The organism is Pseudomonas sp. EggHat1 (genome assembly GCF_014892995.1).
Classification (GTDB): Bacteria; Pseudomonadota; Gammaproteobacteria; order Pseudomonadales; family Pseudomonadaceae; genus Aquipseudomonas; species Aquipseudomonas chaetocerotis.
Genome location: NZ_JACKQK010000006.1, coordinates 1 through 22,020 on the forward strand (window position 1 = coordinate 1; position 22,020 = coordinate 22,020).

Annotated in this window: 24 protein-coding genes, 1 other RNA gene and 1 pseudogene; 5 read left to right on the plus strand and 21 right to left on the minus strand. The window is 63.0% G+C overall.

Translation table 11 applies throughout. From position 1 onward, the window contains the following. From INS93_RS11460 to INS93_RS11485, 6 genes are all read right to left on the minus strand, one after another. The coding region (locus INS93_RS11460; RefSeq protein WP_192981981.1) for an aminotransferase class III-fold pyridoxal phosphate-dependent enzyme at positions 1-281 on the minus strand (281 nt) is incomplete at its 3' end. A 23-nt stretch (positions 282-304) separates the two neighbouring features. Continuing rightward, positions 305-1,651 (minus strand): glutamine synthetase family protein, encoded by a 1,347-nt coding sequence (locus INS93_RS11465; protein WP_074860614.1) that lies wholly within the window; start codon positions 1,649-1,651, stop codon positions 305-307. A 28-nt stretch (positions 1,652-1,679) separates the two neighbouring features. After that, a complete protein-coding gene (locus INS93_RS11470; protein ID WP_192981984.1) occupies positions 1,680-2,237 on the minus strand; it encodes a helix-turn-helix domain-containing protein in 558 nt (185 codons plus the stop codon). 16 nt (positions 2,238-2,253) lie between these two features. Further along, a complete protein-coding gene (locus INS93_RS11475; RefSeq protein ID WP_192981987.1) occupies positions 2,254-3,543 on the minus strand; it encodes an NAD(P)/FAD-dependent oxidoreductase in 1,290 nt (429 codons plus the stop codon). A gap of 78 nt (positions 3,544-3,621) precedes the next feature. After that, entirely contained in the window at positions 3,622-3,921 is a 300-nt protein-coding gene (locus INS93_RS11480) for an antibiotic biosynthesis monooxygenase family protein (RefSeq protein ID WP_192981990.1), read from the minus strand. Positions 3,922-3,941: 20 nt separating this feature from the next. Then, complete coding sequence (locus INS93_RS11485; RefSeq protein ID WP_192981993.1) at positions 3,942-4,088, minus strand: hypothetical protein; 147 nt, start codon at positions 4,086-4,088, stop codon at positions 3,942-3,944. A gap of 329 nt (positions 4,089-4,417) precedes the next feature. On the opposite strand from INS93_RS11485, the gene INS93_RS11490 reads away from it, so the two are divergent. Then, positions 4,418-5,365, plus strand: a complete 948-nt coding sequence (locus INS93_RS11490) for an AraC family transcriptional regulator (protein ID WP_192981996.1) — start codon at positions 4,418-4,420, stop codon at positions 5,363-5,365. Between the two features lie 89 nt (positions 5,366-5,454). Here the strand turns inward: INS93_RS11490 and INS93_RS11495 are convergent, their stop codons facing one another. The 5 genes from INS93_RS11495 to dnaX form a co-directional block, all read right to left on the minus strand. Continuing rightward, complete coding sequence (locus INS93_RS11495) at positions 5,455-6,603, minus strand: acyl-CoA dehydrogenase family protein (RefSeq protein WP_192981999.1); 1,149 nt, start codon at positions 6,601-6,603, stop codon at positions 5,455-5,457. 66 nt (positions 6,604-6,669) lie between these two features. Beyond that, complete coding sequence (locus INS93_RS11500; RefSeq protein WP_160020221.1) at positions 6,670-7,248, minus strand: DUF4157 domain-containing protein; 579 nt, start codon at positions 7,246-7,248, stop codon at positions 6,670-6,672. Positions 7,249-7,278: 30 nt separating this feature from the next. Further along, positions 7,279-7,878 (minus strand): recombination mediator RecR, encoded by a 600-nt coding sequence (gene recR / locus INS93_RS11505; RefSeq protein WP_074674874.1) that lies wholly within the window; start codon positions 7,876-7,878, stop codon positions 7,279-7,281. 393 nt (positions 7,879-8,271) lie between these two features. After that, on the minus strand, positions 8,272-8,598 hold the full coding sequence (locus INS93_RS11510) for a YbaB/EbfC family nucleoid-associated protein (RefSeq protein ID WP_003460931.1): 327 nt from the start codon (positions 8,596-8,598) through the stop codon (positions 8,272-8,274). 24 nt (positions 8,599-8,622) lie between these two features. Continuing rightward, complete coding sequence (gene dnaX / locus INS93_RS11515; RefSeq protein WP_192982001.1) at positions 8,623-10,716, minus strand: DNA polymerase III subunit gamma/tau; 2,094 nt, start codon at positions 10,714-10,716, stop codon at positions 8,623-8,625. A gap of 465 nt (positions 10,717-11,181) precedes the next feature. On the opposite strand from dnaX, the gene INS93_RS11520 reads away from it, so the two are divergent. After that, a complete protein-coding gene (locus tag INS93_RS11520; protein WP_037004057.1) occupies positions 11,182-11,403 on the plus strand; it encodes a hypothetical protein in 222 nt (73 codons plus the stop codon). A gap of 53 nt (positions 11,404-11,456) precedes the next feature. After that, positions 11,457-11,744 carry a DUF3509 domain-containing protein gene (locus INS93_RS11525; protein WP_119691084.1) on the plus strand — a complete coding sequence of 96 codons (288 nt, stop codon included), beginning with the start codon at positions 11,457-11,459 and terminating at the stop codon, positions 11,742-11,744. Between the two features lie 124 nt (positions 11,745-11,868). On the opposite strand, the gene ffs is transcribed toward INS93_RS11525, so the two are convergent. The 3 genes and pseudogenes from ffs to INS93_RS25095 form a co-directional block, all read right to left on the minus strand. Then, positions 11,869-11,965: signal recognition particle sRNA small type (gene ffs / locus INS93_RS11530), an RNA gene on the minus strand. 104 nt (positions 11,966-12,069) lie between these two features. Further along, positions 12,070-12,849 (minus strand): methyl-accepting chemotaxis protein, encoded by a 780-nt coding sequence (locus INS93_RS25090; RefSeq protein WP_370604793.1) that lies wholly within the window; start codon positions 12,847-12,849, stop codon positions 12,070-12,072. 78 nt (positions 12,850-12,927) lie between these two features. Next, positions 12,928-13,704: pseudogene (locus INS93_RS25095) on the minus strand (MCP four helix bundle domain-containing protein); the annotation flags it as partial. A 196-nt stretch (positions 13,705-13,900) separates the two neighbouring features. On the opposite strand from INS93_RS25095, the gene INS93_RS11540 reads away from it, so the two are divergent. Together INS93_RS11540 and INS93_RS11545 are read left to right on the plus strand one after the other, a co-directional pair. After that, positions 13,901-15,493, plus strand: a complete 1,593-nt coding sequence (locus INS93_RS11540; protein WP_192982007.1) for a hypothetical protein — start codon at positions 13,901-13,903, stop codon at positions 15,491-15,493. 137 nt (positions 15,494-15,630) lie between these two features. Further along, positions 15,631-15,909 carry an HU family DNA-binding protein gene (locus INS93_RS11545; protein ID WP_192982010.1) on the plus strand — a complete coding sequence of 93 codons (279 nt, stop codon included), beginning with the start codon at positions 15,631-15,633 and terminating at the stop codon, positions 15,907-15,909. 44 nt (positions 15,910-15,953) lie between these two features. Here the strand turns inward: INS93_RS11545 and INS93_RS11550 are convergent, their stop codons facing one another. The 7 genes from INS93_RS11550 to arcD all read right to left on the minus strand — a co-directional run bounded on the left by INS93_RS11550 (position 15,954) and on the right by arcD (position 21,975). Next, positions 15,954-16,247: a copper-binding protein gene (locus INS93_RS11550; protein WP_192982013.1), complete on the minus strand. Its 294-nt coding sequence runs from the start codon at positions 16,245-16,247 to the stop codon at positions 15,954-15,956. 20 nt (positions 16,248-16,267) lie between these two features. Continuing rightward, on the minus strand, positions 16,268-16,765 hold the full coding sequence (locus INS93_RS11555) for a cupredoxin domain-containing protein (RefSeq protein ID WP_192982016.1): 498 nt from the start codon (positions 16,763-16,765) through the stop codon (positions 16,268-16,270). A gap of 117 nt (positions 16,766-16,882) precedes the next feature. Beyond that, the gene (locus INS93_RS11560; RefSeq protein WP_192982020.1) at positions 16,883-18,298 is read right to left on the minus strand and encodes a multicopper oxidase family protein; all 1,416 of its coding nucleotides are present in this window, start codon (positions 18,296-18,298) and stop codon (positions 16,883-16,885) included. 15 nt (positions 18,299-18,313) lie between these two features. Continuing rightward, positions 18,314-19,714, minus strand: a complete 1,401-nt coding sequence (locus INS93_RS11565) for a TolC family protein (RefSeq protein ID WP_192982022.1) — start codon at positions 19,712-19,714, stop codon at positions 18,314-18,316. After that, positions 19,701-20,000 (minus strand): hypothetical protein, encoded by a 300-nt coding sequence (locus INS93_RS11570; protein ID WP_192982025.1) that lies wholly within the window; start codon positions 19,998-20,000, stop codon positions 19,701-19,703. The genes INS93_RS11565 and INS93_RS11570 overlap by 14 nt, the downstream gene beginning before the upstream one ends. A gap of 74 nt (positions 20,001-20,074) precedes the next feature. Further along, positions 20,075-20,479, minus strand: coding sequence for a hypothetical protein (locus tag INS93_RS11575; protein ID WP_192982028.1), 405 nt, complete (start codon positions 20,477-20,479; stop codon positions 20,075-20,077). Between the two features lie 68 nt (positions 20,480-20,547). Beyond that, complete coding sequence (gene arcD, locus INS93_RS11580) at positions 20,548-21,975, minus strand: arginine-ornithine antiporter (protein ID WP_192982030.1); 1,428 nt, start codon at positions 21,973-21,975, stop codon at positions 20,548-20,550. Positions 21,976-22,020 lie beyond the last annotated feature (45 nt).

The window sequence follows — 22,020 nt, forward strand, 5'->3', positions numbered from 1 at the left end:
GTCTGGAAGAAGGTGTTGTAGAACGGCAATTGACGCATCTGCGCGCTGGCGGCTTCGACCAGTTCCTCGCGGCCATAGCCGACGGCCACGCACCACAGACCGGCCATGCCGTCGAGGATCTTGTTGCCCTCGCTGTCCCACAGGTGCACACCCTTTGCTTCAGTGATGATGCGCGGGCCCTTCTCGGCCAGTTGCTTGTAATCACTGAACGGCGCCAGGTGGTGGGCCTGGCTGAGGGCTTGCCAGTGGGCGGTCTTGGGGTTGTTCACGGCGTTATTCATGGCGCCTCCTTCTATCCGTGACATCACAGGTACCAGCGGTATTCGCGCGGGCTGATGTCGTGCATGAAGGCCAGGTGATCCTGGCGTTTGTTCTCGCAATAGACCATGACGAACTCGCTGCCGAGACCAGCGGCGACACGCTCGCTGGCCTGCATGCAGCGCACGGCGTCGAGCATGTCCTTGGGAAAGTCGACGCCGCTTTCGCGGTCGTCATTCAGGGGGGCGATGGGCTCGACCTTGGCGTCGAGGCCATGCTCGATACTGGTCAGCAATGCCGCCAGCACCAGATAGGGGTTGGCATCGGCGCCCGGCAGGCGGAACTCCAGACGCAGGTTGCGCGCATCCGACTCGGGGATGCGTACGCAGGCGTCACGGTCCTCGAAACCCCAACTGGCCTTGCTCGCCGAGTTCACCTGGGCACCGAAGCGGCGATAGCTATTGTGGTTCGGCGCGTAGATCGGCATCAGCTCCGGCAGCAGTTCCAGGCAGCCGGCCACGGCATGCCGCAGCGGGCGCTGCTCGTCACACGCCAGCAGGTTGTCACCGGCTTCGTCGTAGAGGCTGACGTGGATGTGCATGCCACTACCCGGATACTGCAGGTACGGTTTGGCCATGAAGCTGGCGCGATGGCCGTATTTGAGCGCCACGCCACGGGTCAGCCGACAGAACAGCGCCGACCAGTCGGCCGCCTGCATCGGGTCGGTGTTGTGGCTGAAGTTGATCTCGAACTGCCCCGGGCCGATCTCGGCGGTGATCACCGTGGTATCGATGCCCTGCAGGCGTGCGGTCTCGGTGATGTCGTCGAGCACGTCGGAAAAACGCGACAGCCGCTCGATGTGCATGTTCGGCTGGTCGTCGGCATCGCCGCTGAGGTCGTCGCGCGGGTACTGCGGCAAGCCGTCCTTGAGCGCCTTGTCGAACAGGTAGAACTCCAGCTCGAAGGCCACCACCGGGCGAATGCCGCGTGCGGCCAGACGCTGCACCACGCGCGCCAGCACCTCGCGCGGTTCGAATTCGATGGGCGCTTCGGTGCCGTCGGAGCTGATCAGCATCTGCCCCAACGGCTGGCGCTCCCAGTTCACCAGCTTGAGCGTGCCGGGAATCAGGCGCCGTGGCGCGTCCGGGTCGCCGTCATGAAAGCAGTAGTCGCCGATCTCGTAGAGACCGCCCTGGGCACCGAGCAGCACGCAGTTCTGCGGTAGCTTCAGGGCGCTGCCGGCAGCGACCTTTTCCAGCATCTCGATGGGGTAGCGCTTGCCATAGAAATGTCCGGGAATATCCAGGCAGATCAGGTCGACGAAGCGCACCTCTGGGTGGGCCTGGCGGAATTGGCGGACTTCGTCGAGCAGCTCGACTCGGGTGACGTTCATTGGAGTTATGTCCGGTTCACGGTAAGGGTCAGGTGTAGATCCACAGCACACGCGCTGGCGTTTCGCCCTGGTTGGCGTAGCGCAAACGCGCGTAGCTCGGGACCTGGAAGGCATCGCCGGGATACAGCGTGGCACTTTCTTCGTCCTCGCCCAGCCATAGCGTCAGCTGGCCGTCGAGTACGTAGCCGGCCTGTTCCGAGCGGTCGCTCATCTGCCGCTCGCCACTGCTGGCTCCAGGTTCGAGCAGGCTTTCGACCACCATGAAGGCGCCCTGCAAGGTCGGCGAAGCCATGATGTCGGTGATGCCACCGGCCAGGTACAGGGTGCGGCGCTCGTCCGGGCGCGTGACCCAGTCCAGCGCCTTGGGTTTGGGCAGGCTGTAGAAATAGGTGGTGGGTACGTCGAGCGCCTCACTGATGGCGGTCAGGTCCTCGACCGTCGGACGCGACAGGCCCCGCTCGACCTGCGAGACAAAGCCTACGGAACGACCGATTCGCTCGGCCAGCTCGTTGAGGGTGACCTTCTTGTGCTTGCGCAGGTCGTGGATGAGCACGGCCAGGGCCGCCATTTCCAGATTCTTGTCCATGTCAGGGCTGTCCATTTCAGAAGCTGTCTCTGAGTCGATACCAGGCTTTGCCGATGGCCTCGAGCGGCGCAGCCAGACGCTCACCGAACGGAAATTCGGGGTTGCGCAGTTGCCGGTACAACGCCAGTTCGTCGTCATCACCGAGGATGGCATCGCTGACGGCACGCGCCGCCGCCAGGGTCGGCAGCACGCCATGACCGGAGAAACCCTGCAGCCAGTAACGGCCGTTCTCGCCACCAACGTCCGGGGTGCGGGCACGGGTCACGTCGATATGACCGCCCCAGGCGAAGTCGATGGCCACGCCTGACAACTGCGGGAATACACGCTCGAGGAACGGCCGCGTGGCAACGGCAATGTCCTTTGGCAAGCCACCCAGGTAGGTGCAGCCACCGCCGAACAGCAGGCGGTGATCCGGGGTGCGGCGGAAGTAATCGAGGACGAACTGGTTGTCGGTGACGCAGGCATTGCGCGGCAACAACGCCTCGGCGCGCTCGGCGCCCAGCGGCTCGGTGGCGATCTGGTAGGTACCGACCGGCAGGATGCGCCGGGCCAGGCGTGGCTCCAGACGATCGATATAGGTGTTGCAAGCCAGCACCAGGGTGTCGGCCTGCACGCTGCCCTGCCCGGTACGCACGCGATAACCGTCCCCATGCACATCCTGGCTCAGCGCGCGGCTCTGCTCGAAGATCTGCCCACCGGCACGGACGAAGGCCTCGGCCAGACCGAGCGCCAGCTTGAGCGGGTTGAGATGCCCAGCCTCGGGGTCATAGAGGCCGGCGCGGTAACGCTCGCTGGCGACCCACTGCGGCATCTGTTCACGCGACACGAACTGCAGCGCGCGGTGCCCCCATTTATAGGCGGCTTCCTCCTGCCACTCATGCAGCAATGCCACGCGTCGGGGCAATACTGCCGTCCACAAATGACCATGGCGGTAATCGCAGTCGAAGCCATGGCGCTGGGGCAGTTCACGCAGCTCGTGGGCTGCCCAAGTCATGCCGTCCCACAGACGGCGAGCGCGCTCAATGCCCAGCGCCTTTTCCAGCGGCGGCATATCGCACGACCAGCCCAGAATCGCCTGCCCGCCGTTGCGTCCAGAGGCTGCCCAGGCAACACGACTGGCCTCCAGCAGAATGACTCTGCGTCCCGCTTCGGCCAGGCGCAAGGCGGTGTGCAGGCCACTGAAACCGGCACCGATCACCAACACCTCGCACTGCAGATCACCTTGCAGCACTGGATGATGCGTCAGTCGATCCTTGCAGCTATGGGCGTAATAGCTGTCGACGTGCTCACTGGCATGACGAAACATAGACAACTCATGAAATTTAAAATAATTAATTTCATGAAAATCTATAGAGATAATTTCACAAAGGCAAGCCTGAGCGGCTCAGGCGACTTGCTGCTGCAACTCCATACCGCACTCGAGATGAGTGAACAGCCCTTCGTCTATCGCCTGGGCCACCACCCGGCGCAGGCCCTCGCTACCGAGGAAAGCGTCGCGTGCCACTGCCGAGCGCCACTGCCCTTCTACCTGCCAGATCAACGGGTCAGTGCGCAGAGAGAACACATGCAGGCGTTCGCAACCTGGGATATCCCGGCCGACCTCATGCAAGCGCGCCAGGCACTGCCCCAACCGGTCTGAACGGTCGGGGCGGGCGCGAACGGTCATACGGTGAATGATGCTCATGGCAACCTCCTGGAGTTGAATCAATACATACCGGCAGCATTTCGCTGCAGAACATGGGGCGCTGCGTCTGGCTCTGCAAAAGCCGCTTCGCCAAGGGCTCTTGAGTCGAGCCAGGCAGTGGCGAGCAACAACAGGGTCAGCGGCGCGATCAACCATTTACTGGACATGGCTCGCTCCTTTCTTGACATGTGTGGGCACCGCTCAGCGGGTGATATCGCTACTGCATGCGCTCGAGCCGGCACAGAGGCATCGCTCGATGGCTACAAAGATCAGGCAGAAGGTCATCAGAGCGTTAGTCGATTTCTGGTGAATTCTTGCCTAAAACTCCATAGCAATGGAATTGCTGCAACCGAGTGCATCGCACCCTGCCCCCCTTGAAACACTCTGTATCACTGGCCATTTGCCCATTACTGGCAAATATTTGCCTAATCCTGCCGCACCTCATGACTTGCCTGAAAAACCTGGCTAGGCTTCGCTGACTTTCCGGAGGCGTGCCATGTATTCACCCATTAACACCGCCACAACTCTCGACACCCCACTTGCCGAGCTGAGCCACGAAATGGCGCGTCTGGTCGAGCGCTTCGTCCCCGAGGATGGCTTACACCTCACCGCCATCCCCGGCCTGAAACTGGCGCGCGCCACAACACCCAGCCTGCCGATGCAGACGGTCTACGACCCGTGCCTGTGCATCATCGCCCAGGGCCGCAAGGAGATTCGTCTGGGTGACGAACTCTATGTTTATGATCCGTTGAATTACCTGGTGGCATCGGTGGTATTGCCAGTCACCGGCCGAGTGATCGAAGCCAGCCCGGAGGCGCCGTACCTGAGCCTCGCACTGGAGATAGATCCGGCATTGATCAGCAGCTTGATCACCGAGATGCCACCCATTCCGGCCCCTGATGCCGCCTCGCAACGGGCGCTTTTTCTCGACCGTCTCGACCCGCGCTTGCTGGATGCGGTGATCCGCCTGCTGCGCCTGCTGGAAACCCCGCGCGACATCGCCATGCTGGCGCCATTGGCATTGCGCGAGATTTTCTACCGCATGCTGCTCAGCCCACAGGGCCATCGCCTGCATGAAGTGGTCATCGCCGACAGCCAGAGCCAGCGAATCTCCCGCGCCATCGAGTGGCTGCGCAAGAACTTCGATCAACCGCTGCGCATCGAGGAACTGGCCCGCGAAGTGAACCTGAGCCCCTCGACCCTGCACCACAGATTCAAGGCCGTCACGGCGTTCAGCCCACTGCAGTATCAGAAGCAGCTGCGCCTGCAGGAGGCCCGCCGGCTGATGCTGTGCGACAACCTGGAGGCGGCAGCGGCCAGCTACCGCGTTGGTTATGAAAGCCCATCGCAGTTCAGCCGCGAGTACAGCCGTCTGTTCGGCGACCCGCCGCAACGCGACATCGCCCGCCTGCGCCAGGCCGCGCAGAATCAGCAAGCATCCTGAACGCCGCCTTCCGTGGGAGGCGCTTTAGCGGCGACGGTGCTCAGCAGCGCCTCTGATCGCGGCTAAAGCCCCTCCCACTGCGCGCCCGGCTACAGCCCCATCTGCTTCGCGATGATCTCGTTCATGATCTCGCGCGTACCACCACCGATAGAGAGGATGCGGTTGTCGCGGTACAAGCGCTCGACCAGGCTTTCGCGCATGTAACCCATGCCGCCCATGATCTGCACCGCATCATAGGTAAGACGGTCGGAGATATCGGTGGCGAAGTTCTTGGCCATGGAAATCTCCTTGATCACGCTCCTGCCGGCGGCCATCTGCGCGGCCTGACGGTAGGTGAATTCGCGGGAGACCTCCAGCTGCGTCGCCATCTCGGCCAGGCGATGCTTGAGCACCTGGAACTTGCCCACCGGCTTGCCGAACGCCTGGCGCTCACGCGCCCACTTCAGCGACTCTTCCAGTGCCAGTTGCGCGGTCATGTTGGCCATGATCGCCAGGCTCAGGCGTTCGCTCTGGAAGTTGGCCATGATGCAGGCGAAGCCGGCGTTCTCTGCGCCGATCAGGTTTTCCACCGGCACCCTGCAGTCATCGAAGAACAACTCGGCGGTATCCGATGCCCACCAGCCCATTTTCTTCAGCTTGCGACCGACGCTGAAGCCCGGCGCCCCCTTCTCCACCAGCAACAGGCTGACGCCGCCGAAACCCTCACCACCGGTACGCACGGCCACCGTGTAGTAATCGGCACGCACGCCGCTGGTGATGAAGGTCTTGCTGCCACTGATACGGTAGTGATCGCCATCGCGTACGGCGCGGGTCTTGAGATTGGCCACGTCGGAGCCACCGGAAGGCTCGGTCACCGCCAGCGCCATGATCTTCTCACCGGCCAGCACCTGTGGCACCACACGCTCACGCACAGAGGGTTTGGCCCATTTGAGGATGGGAGGCAGCCCGATATCCAGTGAGCCGAGCCCGGCCACCAGGCCGCCGGAACCACAACGCATCAGCTCCTCGCTGGCCGCGACCTTGGCGAACACGTCACCCTCATGGCTGCCACCGTACTGCTCGGGGTAACCGATGCCTAGAATGCCCGCCGCTCCCGCCTTCTGATACAGCTCGCGAGGAAACGCCTCGGCCTCTTCCCATTCATCGATATGCGGCAGGATCTCGCGCTCGACAAAGCGCCGAACGGAATCACGAATCAGTCGGTGAGATTCATCGAAATACGACAAAGGGGCGGCCATGCGGGTACTCCCGTTATTGTTTTGGGAACCCTAACCTAGCGCTTGCTTGGTTTTCAAGCGAGCGTTTCATTTCTGCTCGCGCAACACCTTTCTCACCCGCTCGCCCATCTCGTAGGCTGGCCCCTCCACCGACTGGAAATTGCGCGTGTAGCGCTGGGCGAAGCCATCGGTGCCCCACTCTCGGTATTGCTGTACATGCCACAGTTCATGCGCCCACAACGCTGCATCCTCTGCGGCAGCATCGGCGTTGCGAAACACCACAACATCGACCAGCGTCACGGCCTGTACATCAGGGTTCTGCAGCATGACGGTAGCGGCGTCCATCTCGTCGGTAATGCCCACGCGATAGCGCACTTCATCGAGCAATGCATCGTCGTAGAACGACGCAAGCTGCGCACGGATCATCAAAGGAATCGGCTCTGTGCCGGCTCGCAGTGCTGCCTGGCGAGAGTGCAGCAACCAGGCTTCGAGACGTGCCGCAGCCAGATTCAGGCCGTCCTCACGGACCTGCACGGGATCGGGCACGCACAAGCAGGAAGCGCCCAGACACACCTGCACCTGCCCGGTCGGACATTGAGCCTGTGCGGCCAGAGGCCCCCCAAGCAGGAGCACCAGAGCCATACGGCGCAGAGTGTCGGTGGTCACTGGCACTCCGAATCTGGAGGGTCTGATTGCTTACAGGCTGATCGGGCGTCGACCTGCCAAGGCATGGGCCAGGGTGCCGCCGTCGACCAGTTCGAGCTCGCCACCAAGCGGCATACCATGGGCGATGCGCGAGGCGACCAGACCTTTGCCGACGAGTATCTGGGCGATGTAGTGCGCCGTGGCCTCACCTTCCACCGTCGGATTGGTGGCCAGGATGACTTCGCTGAAAGCACCGGCATCGATGCGCTCGAGCAGCGCAGGAATACCGATTGCCTCTGGCCCCAGACCATCGAGCGGTGACAGATGTCCCTTGAGCACGAAGTAGCGACCGCGAAAGCCGGTCTGCTCCACGGCATGCACGTCCATCGGACCTTCCACCACACACAGCAGGCTGTCGTCACGCCGCTCGTCCAGGCACAGCTGGCAGATCTCGTCCTCGCTCAGGCTGCGGCAGCGCTTGCAGTGCCCAACCCCTTCCATCGCCGCATTCAGTGCCTGCGCCAGACGCTGACCGCCACTGCGATCACGCTCGAGCAGCTGCAGCGCCATGCGCTGCGCCGTCTTCTGCCCAACGCCGGGCAGGATGCGCAGGGAGTCGATCAACTGGCGAATCAGAGGGCTGAAACTCATGGCGTTCCTACAGGTTGATGGCCCGGATGCGATCCGGGGAACGAGACGTACATCTATCCCCGGATTTCATCCGGGCTACGCACCCACCTGATTCGGCTGTGGGTGCGTCATTATCACCACGCAATCCGAGGGGGCGACCAGACGGTATGCAGGTTCGTAGCCCGGATACAATCCGGGTGCACAGGTCACAGATCATTCCCGGATTGCATCCGGGCTACAAATTTGAGGCCCGCCGCCGTCCTGCACATGCGATCAACACAATAAGAGTGGCGATCAGGCGACGTGCAGGGCAAGGCGTCGGCGGACGAGGAACCGCAGTGTGCTGGAGCACATGAGGATTCCGAGTTCGCCGGCAACGCCGCCATGTGCGTCGACTGGACGGCACGAGGCCTGTCAGAAAGGCATTTTGAAGCCGGGGGGGAGCTGCATCCCTGCAGTCATGCCGGACATCTTCTCCTGGCTATTCTGCTCGACCTTGCGCACCGCGTCGTTGACGGCAGCGGCGATCAGGTCTTCGAGCACTTCCTTGTCTTCCTGCATCAGGCTGTCGTCCAGGGTGATGCGTTTGACGTCGTGACGACCGGTCATCACCACGCTGACCAGACCGGCGCCGGACTGGCCGGTGACTTCGGCGTTGGCCAGCTCTTCCTGCATCTTCTGCATTTTTTCCTGCATTTGCTGAGCCTGTTTCATCAGGCCTGCCATGCCACCTTTCATCATGTCGGTATCCTCGGTGTTCGGGGTTTAACTGGGAGTATCGATAGGTTCGATGCTGTCGTCGCGCACCTTGGCGGCGAACTGCTGAATCATCTGCTGCACCAGCGGGTCGGCATGGATCGATGCCTCGGCACTGCGCTGGCGGTCGGCGCGGCGTCGAGCAGCGGCCTGCGCCGGGGTTTCCTGCTCGGGCTTGCACAGCTCGATGCGCAGTTTGATGCTGCGCCCCTGCTGCTGGTTCAGCGCATCATTGAGTCGACGCTGCTGAGTCGGATTGAACAGCGCGCTGTGCGCCGGGTCCAGGTGCAGCAGCCAGTCATCGCCATTGGCTTCGATCAGGGTGCAGTTGGCGGCGATGCTGCCCGTCATGCCACCCAGGCCAAGCTGCGGAAACAGTGACAGCCATTCTGCCGCCAGACCGGTAGCCGGCTTGGCGGCCGGCAACGGTTCTTCAACCACGGGCGCCGTGGTTTCAGCCTGGCCGAAATCATAATCGAGGGTTTCGGCGTCCATTTCGACGTAGTCGTAGTCGCCGAGCGGCGGCTCGTCGTCAGCGCCATCGGCGTCCACCACGGGCTGCGCAGCCTCGCTCTGCTCCGGCGTGGCAGCCGCGGTCACTTGCAGGACTTCAGGCTCGGCAACAGTCACCTCAGGCATGGCTGACGCGACGGCCTGAACAGGGTCGGCTACGGGCGCAACGGGCGCGGCCGTTTCCCAGGGCACATCGACAGCAGCAGGAGCAGCGGGCTCAGGCTCAGGCTCAGGCTCAGGGGCCACGATGGCGGTCGCTGCAACGGGAGGCACAACCTCGGGTTCCGGCTCACTCACGACAGGCTCAACGACAGGCGCTGGCGTAGCCGCGACGAAATCAACCGGAGCAGGCGCAACAGGTTCCGGTGCGACAGCTGGAGCAGGCGAAGAAAGCACAGGAGCAGGAGCCGGCATAGCGGTGCCGGCCACTGGGTTTTGTTGGGAATCAGCAGTGGCCTGGCTGATCCCCAAGGGCTTTAGCGTGACCTTGGGCGCGTCATCGGCGCCCGCCGGGCGGAAGGCCAGCATGCGCAGCAACACCATCTCGAAGCCGCCACGCGGTTCAGGTGCCAAGGGTAGATCGCGACGGCCGATCAAACCCATCTGATAGTAGAACTGCACGTCTTCGGCCGGCAGCACCTGGGCCAGTTGCAGCACGCGCTCGCGGTCGCCCTGACCATTGTCGACGGCCTCCGGCAGCGCCTGGGCAATCGCAACGCGATGCAGAACGTTGAGCATCTCCGACAGCACGCCATTCCAGTCCGGCCCCTGCTCGGCGAGATGACGCACCGCCTCGATCAGCGCCCGGGCATCGCCCTCGATCAGCGCATGCAGCACACCGTAGACCTGACCGTGATCGAGGGTGCCGAGCATGGCGCGCACGTCGGCCGCCAACACCTTGCCCTCGCCGAAGGCAATGGCTTGGTCGGTCAGGCTCATGGCGTCGCGCATCGAACCATCGGCAGCACGACCGAGCAGCCACAGGGCATCGTCCTCGAACGGCACGTTCTCGGCAGTCAATACGTGTGTCAGGTGCTCGACCACCCGCTCCGGCGGCATGTTCTTCAGCGAGAACTGCAGGCAGCGCGACAGCACGGTGACCGGCAGTTTCTGTGGATCAGTGGTGGCGAGCAGAAATTTGACGTGGGGCGGCGGCTCCTCCAGGGTCTTCAACAGGGCGTTGAAGGAGCTGGTGGAGAGCATGTGCACTTCGTCGATCAGGTAGACCTTGAAGCGACCCCGACTTGGCGAGTACTGCACATTATCGAGCAGCTCACGGGTGTCTTCGACCTTGGTGCGGCTGGCGGCGTCCACTTCGATCAGGTCGACGAAACGACCCTCATCGATTTCCCTGCACACCGAGCAGGTGCCACAAGGGGTAGAGCTGATGCCGGTTTCGCAGTTCAGGCACTTGGCGATGATCCGCGCAATAGTGGTCTTGCCCACACCACGCGTGCCGGTAAACAGGTAGGCATGGTGCAGGCGCTGGCTGTCCAGGGCGTTGATCAGAGCCTTGAGCACATGCGTCTGGCCGACCATTTCGCGGAACGAGCGCGGACGCCATTTACGTGCAAGAACCTGATAACTCATGGAAAACCGTCATATGAGGAAAGCAAAAGTGGGCTAATCCTAGCGGAGCAACCGGCAAATTGCATCCGCCACCCGCTTGTGTGGAGCAGCATCGCCCCAGCTTGAGAAATAACACTGGTCATTTCTTGCACAAAGCATTAGTATTCGCGCCGTTCGTACCACGCTGTAAGTCATTAAAGGCCTTTGCGCCCCCTCGCTGGTTTCCCGGTTCAACGTCTAGCGCGTCTCTGCGCTGCCGCCCTCCCCGATCCCATCTGCTGACTGATCAGGCCGACTCGCCGTTTATCGGCGCAGTTCCTCTGCCTGCCTCCGACGTACCGACCACGCCGAAGAACCGTAACAATGGAACTTTATCGTGCTAATCAAGCTCCGATCGGTTGACATGCTATGGCCGCTTTTCGGCCAACCACATGGAGCTACACCACGCGCAACGAAGCGCACATGCTTTAAGGAATACCCAGAAAAATGAATGCTCAACATCAAATTCAGAAAGCCATCAGCACCCTGACTCACGCCTTCGCTCCGTTCGATTGCCGCATCCTAGCAACGCGCAAGGGCAGCTTCAGCTTTACCCTGGTCGACAAGACCGGTATCGCTCAGTACAGCCAGCGTCTTTACCCAGGCCAGTACAGCGACGAGTCTCTGCAACAGGTGATCGAGCGTACCCGCCAGTCGCTCACCGCCTGAACTTAGTCGTCATCCTGGGGTCGAAGGTGACCAACCTCAGGATGGAGTAGGACATGGAACTCACCAACCAACAGCTCGTCGATCACCTGTTCAATCCGTTGCGTGCCAGCTTCAGCTCACCACGACCGGACGGCAGCATCATCCTCGCCTTGCTCGACGAGAGCGACAGCACCGTCTACAGCCGCGTCCTGGCCAAGCCACAGATCACCGACCAGAATGCCTTCGCCCAGAGCCTGGAAGAAATCCGCCTGGAACTGGCCGTACGCGCCGGCAACATACCCGCCGACCTGCGCAAGACGCTCAAGGAACAGGACAGCGTGTTGAATTACCGCATTGCCTGAGCCTGCAAACACCCAAAGCCCGCGCCCAAAGCGCGGGCTTTTTAATGCGCACAGCAAAAACCGCCAGATGGGCGCTGAAGATGGGGATAAGGGAGAGGCAACAGCCTGGAAAACTGGAGGTGGACCCTACCAGCCACACCCCGGCACACAATGTTCCCGCTGTGGCTGCTCCCTTCCGGGCCTGACCAGGTTGACGGGTAATCGTTGCGAGGGGACCGGCAGGGCCACCATAACGCTGCTCGCCATTGCGACGAGCCGCGCCATTGTAACGACTAAACGTAAACTTACAACCGCTTCAAACACTTAGATACGCGAGACACTCAGGTTACACCCGGAAACGTCCCACCAACTGGGCCAGCCCGTGGGACAGTTCGGACAGATGCTGGCTGGCCCGCGTGCTCTGTTCGGAGGTCTGCGCCGCTTCGTTGGAGAGGTCGCGAATGTCACTGATATTGCGTGCGATTTCCTCGGTGACGCTGCTCTGTTCCTCACAGGCGGTAGCGATCTGCGCGGCCATATCATTGATGCGCTGCACCGAATCACCGGTCACGCTCAGCGCCTGGTCCACACCGGCCGCCTGTTCCACGCTTTGCCGCGCTCGCGCGCTGCCCGAATGCGTGGCCTTGACCGCGTTCTGCACACCGGCTTGCAGACGCTCGATCATCTGCTGGATGTCCTTGGTCGACTCCTGTGTACGCGCTGCCAGCGCCCGCACCTCATCGGCGACCACGGCGAAACCACGACCCTGTTCGCCTGCGCGCGCCGCCTCGATGGCCGCGTTGAGCGCCAGCAGGTTGGTCTGTTCGGCAATGCCCTTGATCACCGCCAGCACCGCACCGATGTTGGCGGTTTCCTGCTCCAGGGTCTGGATGGTGTCGGAGGCGCTCTCCACTTCCTGGGCCAGTTGGCGGATCGAATGAATGGTCGCGCCGACCACCTGGGCGCCCTCTCGCGACTGCACTTCGGCGTGCCGCGCTGCATCGGCGGCATTCTGCGCATTGCGCGCCACCTCATGCACTGCCACGCTCATTTCGGTGGCCGCTGTGCTGACCTGATCGACCGCCGCGTGCTCGCTGCTGATCAACCGATCATTGGCCGCTGCCATGCCAGCGAGACTCTGCGCCGAGTCAGCCACCTCACCCGTGACCCTTCCGACCTCCTTGATCAACGGCTGCAGCTTGTCGAGAAAGCGGTTGAAGGCATGACTGAGCTTGCCCAGCTCGTCCCTGGAGAGCACGTCCAGACGCACCCGCAAGTCGCCGTCACCGTCGGCGATCTGTTCGATGCGATAGAGCAGGTTATGCAGCGGACGAGTCACCAACAACGGAAAACCGACCACCAGGATCAGGCACACCAGCAGGCCTATGGCGATGATGAGTCCCTGCTGCCAGACCAGCGCTTCGCCGCGGGCAATGGCCTCGGTGCCAACGGCATTGGCGGCGCTGTCTTCCAACTCACCGAGCTTGTCGATGGCAGTACGCGCCTCTTCGAATTGCGCCTCGCTGTCTGCGAAACTCAGCCGACTGGCTGCATTGGGATCGCTGCCGGCCATTTCCAGCACGCGCGACGAAGTCGCCTTCCAACGGTCGAAGCCGCGATCGAACTCCGCCACCAGTGCCAGCGCCTCGCTACCGGGCTGCATGTCAGCGAACTTGTGCACGCGGTCGTAGGCCTGCTGCAAGTTCTCCGCATGCGAGGCACGTAATTGTGCGGCGTGCGCACCAGAATCCTCATCAAGCAGACTGCGCTCAGCGACGAAGGCCTGGTAAAGATCGCGGTCAGCATTAAGCAGCAGGCTGATGGCCGGCAGATGGCGATTGGTCAGCGTGGTACTGGATTCGGCAACCTGAGTGATACCGCGCACACCCAAGGTTCCCATCGCTACCAGCAAGGCGGCCAGCAATAGAATGGGCAGAGCAATCTTCCAACGGAACCCCAGATCGGCAAATGCGCGCAACATGATGGCACTCCAGCACTAAGCAAGTATCAGTAGCTTAGTCGAGCCGTGCCAAGTCGCCGTCTGGCCGTGGAAAAACCCGGAAAACCTCTGGCGCTGGGCTAACCTTCTCCACTCTTACTAGCGCCACTCGTCGCATCCCGCAGTTCGGCCATGATGAGCATTCCCGAGACACGCGCACGCCACCTCAGGAGCAACCATGGCCAATTCGCATAGCCCCTTCCATCCGATCATCTACGTGCGTGGCTACGCCATGACCCCGGGGGAGATCGACCAGACCAGCGCAGACCCGTTCTGCGGCTTCAATCTCGGCTCTACCGTCTACCGCGCGGTAGCGGAAAAGACCCGCCAGCCACGCAAGTTCGTCTTCGAGTCGCCAGTGATCCGCCTGGCCTCGGAGTTCGGCTATCAGGACGTATACGAAGACGGCTACGACATTCTCGATCCGGAATGGGCCGCCAACGCCGACAATCGCCTGGGCAGCCGTTCGATCATCATCTATCGCTACTACGACGAGGCCTCAAGGCTGCTGGGTATCGGCAGCACACCGAGCCTGGAGGTGTTCGCCAGCAAGCTTGGCGAGCTGATACTCAAGCTGCGCGAACTGGTGTGCGCCAACCCGAAGAACGACATCACCAGGACCGACTTCCGCTGCTACCTGGTAGCCCACTCGATGGGGGGCCTGGTCTGCCGCGGCCTGCTGCAAAATTCCAAACTGGACCCGGGCGGAGCGGCTCAGCTGGTGGACAAGGTGTTCACCTACGCCACGCCGCACAACGGCATCGACCTGCTCGGCATCAACCCGCCGAGCTGGCTGAGCCCAAGCGACATCAGCAATTTCAACCGCCAGCGCCTGGCGACCTTTCTGGATCTGGAAGCCGCCTACACACTTACCGAGCGGGTCGACTGGTTACCCGAGGCACGCTTTCCACCCAAACGTTTCTTCTGCATGGTTGGCACCAACCGCATGGACTACGAAGCTGGCCTGGGCCTGTCACGTACCTTCGCCGGACATGGCAGCGACGGCCTGGTACGCATCGACAACGCAACCCTCTGCGGCCTGGACGCTCACGACAAACCGACAGCACCCTGCGCCAAGGCCTTTACCTATCGAGCACATTCCGGCTACTTCGGCATCGTCAACAGTGAGGAGGCTTACCAGAATCTCACGCGCTTTCTGTTCGGCGATGTACGGGTGGACATCTGGGCTGAAGTCGACGCCATCCCCCTGCCCAAGGAGCTGCGCAAGTCTGAAAGCCAGGGGCAAACGGTCAACGCCCTTTATCAGTTCGAAGTGCTCGCCGCACCCCGTGGCAAACTCTGGTACCTGAGCCGGCGTACCGCCGAAGAGGATTCGGTGGCCTGTCTCGCCCATCAGCACTGGCTCAAGGCACCACAGGAGAACGGCAAGCTGTACCTTGGCAGTTTGTTTCTCGCTGATCGAGCGCGCGTGAACAGCAGACGCAAGGGGCTGGCCTATACCTTGACCTTTAACGTGCGGGTGCCGGACTACGAGGTGGAGCGCAAGCTTTGGATCAACCAGCACTTCGAGGGCAGCTATCTGTTCCGCAACAGTCTGGTGCTGGAAATAACCCCGCCCGGTGCCGACAATGGCTGGCAGGTAAGCCACGCCTGGCAGAACCAGGGAGTGCATGGTGCCGACCGCAAACTCGATGGCAACGTCCTGAAGGACGGAAGCCTGGAGATCGAGGTGCCGTTCGACAGCGCCAGCGAACCCGGCATCAGCGGCCGGCTGCGTTTTTTGGTCGCACGCTGGAACCACCAGGACTGATGCGACACTAAGCCCTATCGGAAGAGCCGGTTACGGCGCTGCCGAGCCACCCCTTTTATGTTAGCGTTCCCATGTTTTCGGCTGCGCAGATCCCTATCTGCAGCGTCGAACCTCTCACCTGCAAACGGAGTTACATCATGGCAATCACCAAAGACCAACTGATCAGCGACCTGGCCGAGGCCGTATCCCTGCCCAAAGCCACTGTCCGCACCCTGATCGATCAGCTGGGCGAAATTGTCGGCGACGCACTGGAAAACGACGGTGAGATCACCCTGCCAGGCATCGGCAAGCTGAAAGTGACTGAGCGCCCGGCGCGCACCGGCCGTAACCCGCAGACCGGCAAAAGCATCGAAATCGCTGCCAAGAAAGTGGTCAAGCTGGTACCTGCCAAGGCCCTGACCGACGGCCTGAACTGAGTGTTCGCCAGCCCAGGCGCAATGCCTGGGCCGGCTCGACCCTGCTATTGCATTACCTGCAACTCGGTGACGATGTAGCGATTTCCTTGTTGCTGCACTTGAAAACTCACCTTTTCTCCAGCTGAAACCCCTTCCAGCAGTTCCGGCTTCTCGACCTCGAACACCATGGTCATCGGCGGCATGCCAATACTGGCTATGGGGCCGTGGCGCAGGGTGATTTTCTGCGCAGCGACGTCCACCTTACGCACCTCGCCCTGACTCAGCGGCGCGGGGTCTGCGGCTAGCAGCGGCAGGCTGAACAGGGCGGCCAGGGCAGCGATCATCAGTTGCTTCTTCATGCGTTTTTTCCTCTCGCAGGTCATTCGGTCAGCACGTGGATGGTGCCGACCATGCCAGCTTGGTAGTGGCCGGCGATCAGGCAGGCAAAATCGAATTCGCCTGCACGGTTGAAAGTCCAGATCATCTCGCCGACTTGACCCGGCGGCACATGCGCCATGTAGGGTTCGTCGTGTTCCATGCCGGGAAAGCGCAGCATCATCGCGGCGTGCTCGTCCAGCGTCTGGCGGGTGCCGATCACGAACTCGTGCAGCATCTGGCCGTCGTTGTGATGGACGAAGCGGATTGTCTCGCCCTGTTTGACCTGCAGGTGATCCGGGGAGAAGCGCATCTGGTCGGTCATGCGAATCTCGATGCTGCGGCCGACCTCTCCGGCATCACCGGCGATGCCCCAGGGTTTCTGTTCCTTGATCGTCGCCTGAGCGTGATGGCCCTCGTGCGCCTGGCTGTGGGCCAGGGCAGGAGCGGCGACCAGCAAGCCGACCAGGAGCATCGGGGTGGAAAAATTTATCGGCTTCATCTGCGAATTCCTCAAATTGCGCTGGCAACGCCTTTAACCTGGCGCTGCGTCAGTTCGCTTCGCGGCTAAAGCGCAATGCCGCCCAGCCGCTCCTACTCACACTACTTCCGGTGTCCGTCAATGCCCGGCATGCCCGCCCGGCTTACGCACCTGAACCTCCACCGGCGCCTCGATCGGCTGCTTGAGCGGCATCGACTGGCCGCCGCCGTCGTGCGAGCGACTCGGGCTGGCCAACGCCGCCCCCTTCCATTCATAAGCCACCGTGCCGGCCGGATGCTTGAACCAGCCGGGGTCGCGGTAGTCGCCGGCGGCCTGGTCCTTGCGCACCTTGAGCATGGTGAACATGCCGCCCATCTCCACCGAGCCGAACGGGCCGTCGCCGGTCATCATCGGCACGGTGTTGTCCGGTAGTGGCATCTGCATCTCCGCCATGTCGGCCATGCCGCGCTCGCCCATCACCATGTAGTCCGGCACCAGTTTGGCAATCTTGCGGGTCATCTCGCGATGATCGACGCCGACCAGAGTCGGTACGTCGTGGCCCATGGCGTTCATGGTGTGGTGGCTCTTGTGGCAGTGCAGCGCCCAGTCGCCCTCCTCGTCGGCGATGAGCTCAAGCTGGCGCATCTGCCCCACTGCCACGTCGGCGGTCACTTCCGGCCAGCGCGAGCCGACCGGGGTCGGCCCGCCGTCGGTGCCGGTGACCTCGAACTCGTGACCGTGCAGGTGGATCGGGTGGTTGGTCATGGTCAGGTTGCCGACACGCAGGCGCACGCGCTCGCCCTGGCGCGCCACCAGCGGGTCGATACCGGGGAACACGCGGCTGTTGAAGGTCCACAGGTTGAATTCGAGCATCTGCATGATCTTCGGCGTGTAGGCGCCCGGCTCGATGTCGTAGGCGCTGAGCAGCAAGCAGTAGTCGCGATCAACCTCGGCGATCAGCGGGTGATGCTCTCTGGGGTGGGTGACCCAGAAGCCCATCATGCCCATGGCCATCTGTACCATCTCGTCGGCGTGCGGGTGGTACATGAAGGTGCCGGGGCGGCGGGCGACGAACTCGTAGACGAAGGTCTTGCCTACCGGGATCGCCGGCTGGGTCAGCCCCGCCACGCCGTCCATGCCGTTGGGCAGACGCTGGCCGTGCCAGTGGATACTGGTGTGTTCGGGCAGCTTGTTGGTGACAAAGACGCGCACTCGGTCGCCCTCCACCACCTCGATGGTCGGCCCCGGCGACTGGCCGTTGTAGCCCCACAGGTGGGCCTTGTAGCCGGGCGCCAGCTCGCGCACCACCGGCTCGGCAACCAGGTGGAACTCCTTGACGCCGTTGTTCATGCGCCATGGCAGGGTCCAGCCATTGAGGGTAACTACCGGGTTGTAGGGTCGCCCGCTGCCCGGCTGCAGCGGCGGCTGGGTGTCAGCACTGCCCTGCAGCACCGGCTCGGGCAGGGCAGCCATGGCTACCCTGCTGACTGAAGAAGTGGCCACCGCAGCGCCGATGGCGCTGGCCCCGAGAAAGAAATCGCGTCGTGAAACCATCAGAGAAATCCTTGTTCAGTGGCCGGCGGCGGCCGGCTCGGCGGTAGCGGCAGGTGCCGCGGCGAGCGAGGGATTGGGAGCGCCCAGCAGGGCCATGTCGAGGTCGGCGCGGGCCATCCAGAAGTCGCGTTGCGCCCGCAGGTAGCCGTCCACCGCCTGCACCTGGCGGCGCGCGTCGGCGAGCAGGTCGAAGGTGCTGATGAACATGCCGTTGTAGCGCAGCAGGTTTTCCTCGGCGATGCGCTGGCGCAGCGGCAACACCTCGGCGCGATAGTGCTGCGCCAGCTCAAAGGCGTTGCGATAGGCGTGGTAAGCCTCGCGCACCTGCGAACGGGCGTTGATCGCCGTCTCGGCCGCACGGTTTAGCGCCTGACGATACTGCGCCTCGGCCCGCGCCACCTTGGCCCCGCTCCAGTCGAACAGCGGCAGCTCGACGCTGATCTCGTAACCGCGCTGAGTCGGCTCCTCGTTGGAACGGTTGTTCACCACGCCCAGCTCCAGCACGTTGATGAAGCGCGTGGTGCGGGTCAGGCCGAGGTTGTGCGCCAGGCGCTCGGCATCCAGGCGCACGATCTGAATGTCCTGGCGCTGGCTCATGGCCAGGCGCTCCACGTCCGGCAGCTGGTCGGCGTTTTTCGGTAGCGTCGGCAAGCGCTCGGGCAGGCGATAGCCGAGTTGTTCGCCCCACAGGCCGAGCAACCGGGTCAGGCGCTCGCGGCTACGTACCCGCGCCTGTTCGGCCTGCAGCAGGCCGATGCCAGCCTCGGCGTAGAAGGCCTGCTGCTCGGCCTGCTGCAATTTGCTGAAGTTACCTACCGCAGCCATTCGCCTTGCCAGTTCGGCACCGACCTCAGCGGCATCCAGCACCTGCCGTGCATAGACCTGGCTTTCCTCGGCCGCGACCGCCTCATACCAGGCTTTGCGCGTCTCGCTGGCCAACTCGAATACCGCCAGGCTGGTCTGGCGCTGCAGTTGCTCGAAGCGCCGCCCCTCCAGGCGCGAGGTCAACGGCAAGGCGATCAGCCGCGCCAGGTTCAGGTGCAAGCCACGCTCGTACTCCACCTCACTGCCCTTCTCCAGACGACCGTAGGAGAAGCCGGGATTGGGCAGGCGCCCGGCCTGCACCCGCTCGGCCTCGCCGATGCCCAGCTCGTCGAGGGAGGCCTGCAGACCGCGGTTGTTGAGCAGCGCCAGCTGTACAGCAGCATCCAGGTTGAGGGGTTCGGCCAGCAGCTCGGTCACCCGCGCGTCGATCTGACCGCGACCGGCTTCGTCCCGGGCCCACAGCAGTTGCTTGTCCAGCTGGCGCTCGCTGGCCTGCTGCACTGGCCCGAAACCGCCGTCCTGGCTGAAGCTGGCGCAGCCGGCCACTAGCGACACGGCGCAGAGCAGCGCGAGGGGTCTAGTGATGGCCATGGCCACCTCCCTCGGACGGATCAGCGCCCTGTTCGTCCGGCTGCTCCCAGCCTTCCATGCTGTAGGTGCGCCAGCCGCCGATACGGCCGACCAGGTCGTTGGCCGCGCGCCAGTCCTGCAACGGCTCGTCGGCCTGGGCGCGATAATCTTCAAGGGGTGAACGGTAATCCTGCGCCGGCACGACGGCGTTGGCGTCCAGTGGGTCGGACTGGGCCGCCACCAAGATGCCGGGTAGCGCCAGGGCAGCAAAGCCCAGCAGCCTTCCGGCAAGGAAATGCAAAGTCATGATGTGTTCTCGCATACGGCGGCCAGGCGGCCGCGTGAGCTACAGGCGCCGCAGGACGGCGCTCCCTAAAAGGCTCAGGCGAGAGAAAAACGCGGGGGGCGTTCGGGCGTGTCGGCTACGCCGACGATAAGGCGATCGGGCCAGGTCGCAGGCAGCTCGACGGCTTGCAGGACAGAGTCGTTCAGAAACGGCTGGCTGGGCGCGGCGACGCCGACGCAGAAGGCGCACAAGGTACAGAGGTTACCGTCGGCGGGAACATCGCTGCTGGCCACCGGGGCGGCGTCCTGATGTGCACCATGCGAGCTGTCGGCCGCCCTATCATGTTGCATGCCGTGCTCGCCGTGCTGACTGGCGCTCATCTGCAGGACACTGCTGCGATGCACCTGCTCGCACAGTTGCATGCCGAGCGCCGCCATGGCCTGTGCCGGCAGGGCCAGCATCAGCATCCAGATCAGGGCGGTACGCAGGTTTTTGCGCATAGGGGTGGCGAAGCCAGAGTCAGGGGTGATAGGCCGGATTATCCGCGCGCCGGCCGCTTTGTCCAGCCCTAGAGCGTCAGGTGACCGGCATACAGGCCATAGCCGGCCAGCACGGAAGTCAGCAACACCGCGGCGAAGATCGGCCATTCGTAGCGGGTGAACAGCACCTGCCCCTGCTCGCGTTTGGCCTGGCGAAACAGCAGCGCCCCTGGCGCGTAGAGCAGCGCCGACAGCAGCAGGTACTTGACCCCGCCGGCATACAGCAGCCAGATCGCGTAGCCCACTGCCAGCAGGCCGATGGCCAGGTCCTTGCGGCGCACCCCGGCCTGGCCTTCGTAGGTTTCGCCACGCAGCGCCAGCAACAGCGCATAGACCGCCGACCACAGGTAGGGCACCAGAATCATCGACGACGCCAGGTAGATCAGTGACAGGTAGGTGCCCTGGGAAAACAGGGTGATCAGCAGAAACAGCTGGATCATGCCGTTGGTCATCCACAGCGCATTGACCGGCACCTGGTTGGCGTTTTCCGTACGCAGGAAGGCCGGCATGGTGCCGTCCCTGGCGCAAACGAAGAGGATTTCGGCGCACAGCAGCGCCCAGGACAACAGCGCACCGAGCAGCGACACTGCCAGGCCGATGCTGATCAACACCGCGCCCCAGCGCCCCACCACATGCTCCAGCACACCGGCCATCGACGGGTTCTGCAATGCCGCCAGCTCGGGCTGACTCATCACCCCCAGCGACAGCAGATTAACCAGCATCAACAGCGCCAGCACGCCGATAAAACCGATCACCGTGGCCTTGCCCACGTCGCGGCGGCGCTCGGCGCGCGACGAGTAGACGCTCGCCCCTTCGATACCGATGAACACGAACACGGTGACCAGCATCATGTTGCGCACCTGCTCCAGCACGCTGCCAAATTGCGGATTGCTGCGCCCCCAGATGTCACGGGTGAAGATGTCGCGGTCGAAGACCAGGCCGACGATGACGATGAACAGCAGGATCGGCACCAGCTTGGCAACCGTGGTGATCAGGTTGATCAGCGCCGCTTCCCTGATACCGCGCAGCACCAGGACGTGCACGCACCACAGCAACACCGAGGCACAGGCGATGGCCAGCGGCGTATTACCCTGGCCGAAGCCCGGGAAGAAGTAACCGAGGGTGGAGAACAGCAGGACGAAGTAGCCGACATTGCCCAGCCAGGCGCTGATCCAGTAGCCCCAGGCCGAGGAAAAGCCCATGTAATCGCCAAGACCGGCCTTGGCATAGATGTAGACACCGCCATCCAGCTGTGGCTTGCGGTTGGCCAGGCCCTGAAAGACGAAGGCCAGCGCCAGCATGCCCACTGCGGTAATGCCCCAGCCGATCAGCACTGCACCGACATCGGCCTGTGCGGCGATATTCTGCGGCAGCGAGAAGATCCCGCCGCCCACCATCGAGCCCACCACCAGCGCGGTCAACGATCCCAGGCCCAGCTTGCGGCTTTCCCCTGTCATGCGTCTCCCCCTGGCAATCCCTGCACTCACTCTAGCAGCCCCGTA

What these genes read in the sequence shown, in the direction of transcription:
- INS93_RS11545 (WP_192982010.1), top strand. Translation starts at nt 15,631, where the DNA reads ATGGCAATCACCAAAGACCAACTGATCAGCGACCTGGCCGAGGCCGTA.
- INS93_RS11525 (WP_119691084.1), top strand. Translation starts at nt 11,457, where the DNA reads ATGGAACTCACCAACCAACAGCTCGTCGATCACCTGTTCAATCCGTTG.
- INS93_RS11565 (WP_192982022.1), bottom strand. Translation starts at nt 19,714, where the DNA reads ATGGCCATCACTAGACCCCTCGCGCTGCTCTGCGCCGTGTCGCTAGTG.
- INS93_RS11540 (WP_192982007.1), top strand. Translation starts at nt 13,901, where the DNA reads ATGGCCAATTCGCATAGCCCCTTCCATCCGATCATCTACGTGCGTGGC.
- INS93_RS11470 (WP_192981984.1), bottom strand. Translation starts at nt 2,237, where the DNA reads ATGGACAAGAATCTGGAAATGGCGGCCCTGGCCGTGCTCATCCACGAC.
- arcD (WP_192982030.1), bottom strand. Translation starts at nt 21,975, where the DNA reads ATGACAGGGGAAAGCCGCAAGCTGGGCCTGGGATCGTTGACCGCGCTG.
- INS93_RS11485 (WP_192981993.1), bottom strand. Translation starts at nt 4,088, where the DNA reads ATGTCCAGTAAATGGTTGATCGCGCCGCTGACCCTGTTGTTGCTCGCC.
- INS93_RS11555 (WP_192982016.1), bottom strand. Translation starts at nt 16,765, where the DNA reads ATGAAGCCGATAAATTTTTCCACCCCGATGCTCCTGGTCGGCTTGCTG.
- INS93_RS11490 (WP_192981996.1), top strand. Translation starts at nt 4,418, where the DNA reads ATGTATTCACCCATTAACACCGCCACAACTCTCGACACCCCACTTGCC.
- recR (WP_074674874.1), bottom strand. Translation starts at nt 7,878, where the DNA reads ATGAGTTTCAGCCCTCTGATTCGCCAGTTGATCGACTCCCTGCGCATC.
- INS93_RS11465 (WP_074860614.1), bottom strand. Translation starts at nt 1,651, where the DNA reads ATGAACGTCACCCGAGTCGAGCTGCTCGACGAAGTCCGCCAATTCCGC.
- INS93_RS11495 (WP_192981999.1), bottom strand. Translation starts at nt 6,603, where the DNA reads ATGGCCGCCCCTTTGTCGTATTTCGATGAATCTCACCGACTGATTCGT.
- INS93_RS11510 (WP_003460931.1), bottom strand. Translation starts at nt 8,598, where the DNA reads ATGATGAAAGGTGGCATGGCAGGCCTGATGAAACAGGCTCAGCAAATG.
- dnaX (WP_192982001.1), bottom strand. Translation starts at nt 10,716, where the DNA reads ATGAGTTATCAGGTTCTTGCACGTAAATGGCGTCCGCGCTCGTTCCGC.
- INS93_RS11575 (WP_192982028.1), bottom strand. Translation starts at nt 20,479, where the DNA reads ATGCGCAAAAACCTGCGTACCGCCCTGATCTGGATGCTGATGCTGGCC.
- INS93_RS11520 (WP_037004057.1), top strand. Translation starts at nt 11,182, where the DNA reads ATGAATGCTCAACATCAAATTCAGAAAGCCATCAGCACCCTGACTCAC.
- INS93_RS11560 (WP_192982020.1), bottom strand. Translation starts at nt 18,298, where the DNA reads ATGGTTTCACGACGCGATTTCTTTCTCGGGGCCAGCGCCATCGGCGCT.
- INS93_RS11570 (WP_192982025.1), bottom strand. Translation starts at nt 20,000, where the DNA reads ATGACTTTGCATTTCCTTGCCGGAAGGCTGCTGGGCTTTGCTGCCCTG.
- INS93_RS11475 (WP_192981987.1), bottom strand. Translation starts at nt 3,543, where the DNA reads ATGTTTCGTCATGCCAGTGAGCACGTCGACAGCTATTACGCCCATAGC.
- INS93_RS11550 (WP_192982013.1), bottom strand. Translation starts at nt 16,247, where the DNA reads ATGAAGAAGCAACTGATGATCGCTGCCCTGGCCGCCCTGTTCAGCCTG.
- INS93_RS11480 (WP_192981990.1), bottom strand. Translation starts at nt 3,921, where the DNA reads ATGAGCATCATTCACCGTATGACCGTTCGCGCCCGCCCCGACCGTTCA.
- INS93_RS25090 (WP_370604793.1), bottom strand. Translation starts at nt 12,849, where the DNA reads ATGGCAGCGGCCAATGATCGGTTGATCAGCAGCGAGCACGCGGCGGTC.